This is a genomic window from Shewanella sp. 0m-6 (assembly GCF_052977325.1).
In genome coordinates this window covers 1-3,506 of record NZ_JBRIMD010000059.1, presented here as the reverse complement: position 1 = coordinate 3,506, position 3,506 = coordinate 1, and the positions used below count along the sequence as shown (strand labels likewise).

Genomic DNA, 3,506 nt, shown 5'->3' with positions numbered 1-3,506 from the left:
GTCAGCTATCCCGGCGCCACATTTAGATGAGGCCTCAGCAGAAATGTTGAGGCCTTTTCGCATTCTGATCTAAACAGAATTGAACCCCAAGGGTTCCTGTTGCTTAAAGTCAGCTATCCCAGCGCCACATTTAGATGAGGCCTCAGCAGAAATGCTGAGGCCTTTTCGCATTCTGATCTAACCAAAATTGAACCCTAAGGGGTCCTGTTGCTTAAAGTCAGCTATCCCGGCGGTACATTTAGAGAAAGGGCATGAATTTTTGAATAAAGAATGGGGGAGCCTTATACGTTCAGTTAAAAATTCGGTCTAAGGCTGTTGCGCTCGATAATTGGTTGTTTTCTGCCAGAAGCCACTAAGGTTTGAGTAAAATTGCAGAAATGATTCAAAATTTAGCCATTCGAATCAAATTAGGCTTTACATTGCAGTCGAGTATCCTTATTATCTGCGGCGTTCGGAGGGATGGCAGAGTGGTCGAATGCACCGGTCTTGAAAACCGGCATGGGTTTATAGCCCATCTAGGGTTCAAATCCCTATCCCTCCGCCACATTTAGAGAAAGGGCTTCCAGTAATGGAAGCCCTTTTTCGTTTCGGATATAAAGCAGATTAGAACCCTAGGGTTCCTATTGTTTAAAGTCAGCTATCCCGGCGCCACATTCAAGATGAAGGGCTAGTCGAAAGACTAGCCCTTTTTCGTTTGGGTAATTTAATCTGAACCCTAGGGTTCCTGTTGATTAAAGTCAGCTATCCCTGAGGCCTCAGCAGAAATGCTGAGGCCTTTTCGCATTCTTGAGGCCACACTCTGAACCCCAGGGTTCCTGTTATCAGAAGCCGCCTATCCCTGTACTTTATTAGAGAAGGGCCTCCGTTCTTGAATAAAGAGTGAAGCCTTTTTTCGTTTGGGTAGTCAGTGTGGAACTTTTTATTAGTATCATCTATACACCTAGTTCCAGTTGCAAATATTAGTAATTTTTGTCTCTTATATATGGCTTAGCTTGCTGTTACTGAATGAGTTGTTTGCTGTGAATTGATGAATTCTCATTTTATAGAGGTATTTATTAATGAATTCATTCTGTTGGGTGGATATGTTTAATTTTCTTGAGGAAACACACAGGATTAATGATGAATTGTATTCATTAACTATCAATTCCTGATATAAACCTACCCACACAATAAACTGCGGGTTTGCGATCGCAATCCAAGCAGTAGCAATCATCATTCTTTGTATACCCTGGAGCACCACAATGAGCTGCGATTTGACTCTCGATAGTTTTCTTTCCACTGTTGCCGTTCGTAACCCTAACCAGCCTGAGTTCTTGCAAGCCGTAAAAGAGGTGCTAACTTCTATTTGGCCTTTTGTTGCAGCGCATCCTGAATATTTAGATGCTGGGATTTTAGAGCGTTTAGTTGAGCCGGAGCGTCTGATCCAGTTCCGTGTATCGTGGGTTGATGACCAAGGTAAAGTTCAGGTGAACCGCGCGTTTAGAATTCAGCATAACTCTGCTATTGGTCCTTTTAAGGGCGGTATGCGTTTCCACCCTTCAGTTAACCAGTCGGTACTTAAGTTCTTAGCCTTTGAGCAAACCTTTAAGAACGCCTTAACTACTTTACCAATGGGCGGCGGTAAAGGCGGTAGTGATTTTGACCCTAAAGGAAAAAGCGATGGCGAAGTCATGCGTTTCTGTCAGGCATTAATGTTTGAACTGCATCGTCACTTAGGTGCAGATACAGATGTGCCTGCAGGCGATATCGGTGTGGGAGCTCGCGAAGTCGGCTACATGACCGGTATGATGAAAAAGCTGACTAATAGTGCTGAATGTGTGTTTACTGGCAAAGGGCTAACATTTGGCGGCAGTTTGATCCGCCCTGAAGCTACGGGTTATGGTTTATTGTACTTTGTTGAAGCTATGCTAAAAGCCAAAGGCGAAACATTAGAAGGTAAAACTGTTACCGTATCGGGTTCTGGTAATGTTGCTCAGTATGCAATCGAGAAAGCGATGGAGATGGGGGGGAAGGTCATTACCGCATCTGACTCTAGCGGCGTAGTATTCGATCCAGAAGGTTTCACCACTGAGAAACTTGCTAAGTTGATGGAAGTGAAAAATGAACGCCGTGGTCGCGTTGCAGATTATGCCTATGAAATGGGGCTAGAGTATGTGACTGCTGGTACGCCTTGGCAATTTGCTGCTGATGTTGCCCTACCTTGTGCAACACAAAATGAGTTGGATAGCGAACATGCGGCAATGCTTATTGAAAATGGCGTTCAGATTGTTGCTGAAGGCGCCAATATGCCAAGTACTGCTGAAGCCATTATCTTGCTGCACGAAGCTAAAGTGTTATTTGCACCAGGTAAAGCTGCTAATGCGGGGGGCGTTGCTACTTCAGGTTTAGAAATGAGTCAAAACGCACTGCGTCTAAACTGGAGCCGTGAAGAAGTGGATATGCGTCTGCGCGATATCATGTACTCAATCCATGCAACATGTGAACAATATGGTCGTGAAAACGAGCATATCAACTATGAGCTTGGGGCTAACGTAGCCGGCTTTGTCAAAGTGGCAGATGCAATGAAGGCGCAAGGCGTCTACTAACGTCATTAAATAAAACCACTAAATAGAGTCATCAAATAAAGTGTAAAAGGACCTTTCGGTCCTTTTTCATTTTAAGTTGTAGATTAATACCATTAGAAAGTGACAACCCTCTTGCTAGCTTAGCCAAGGCTAGACTGAAACATCGACCTAAACCTCGACTTAAGTGACTGTTTGGGTATCTCTTATATAGTGGCCGATATAAATAAGCCGTAAAGTGTTACTGAAGTCGTGCTATCAGCCTCATGCTGCATAGCTCTTTATATTCTCCATCTACTTATAGTCACATCTGATATCGCGACATTCTGTATGCTAAATTTTATAGAAGCAGGCAGGTTTATGGATTTTCCAAACTGCGGCGTTATTATAATAGCCGAAAGCGATATCGATTCACTTATCGCTAGCCCCATCATAGCGATAGGTTAACTATATAGAAGTGGTCACCTGTATAAGTTAGTGGCTATAGGTGAGTGGCGCCTTTATGGGTTAATTCACTTTATCGTTTAAGCATAGTTAAAAGCGGCCGTTTACTGCTTGATGAGCCAGCAAGTACCAGCGTACTAGTGTCAGTGAAGTAAATATAGGCGCGATCCTCTCTATGTTTCGCTCAAGCGAGTAGTGCCAATTCATCATTAATGACTCGTTTTACACCTATTTTGTGTATAACTCTGTGTGTAAGCTGTTGCTTTGCTGTGCCTTATAAAAGAATGGCAATTAAATGTATTTTTATTTCAAAAAGCGCTTGCGCTGATCTGAAAACTCCCTATAATGCGACCCCACTGACACGGCACAGCAGGCCACCTACCCAGCGTTAAGCTAGATAGCACGGGACTTGCAGCAGTGTTAGAGAGTTAAAACTCCTAGGAGATTTGATTCAGGTGACAAACGCTTTAAGAGCTTCGAATGATGGTTGTTAACACGAGA

Annotated in this window: 1 protein-coding gene and 1 tRNA gene; both read left to right on the top strand. The window is 43.4% G+C overall.

Translation table 11 applies throughout. The annotated features are described in order from the left end of the window. Positions 1–453 precede the first annotated feature (453 nt). A tRNA-Ser gene (locus ACVBJC_RS20290) sits at positions 454–544 on the top strand. A 697-nt stretch (positions 545–1,241) separates the two neighbouring features. Beyond that, positions 1,242–2,585, top strand: coding sequence for an NADP-specific glutamate dehydrogenase (gene gdhA / locus ACVBJC_RS20285; RefSeq protein ID WP_447162716.1), 1,344 nt, complete (start codon positions 1,242–1,244; stop codon positions 2,583–2,585). Positions 2,586–3,506: the final 921 nt, after the last annotated feature.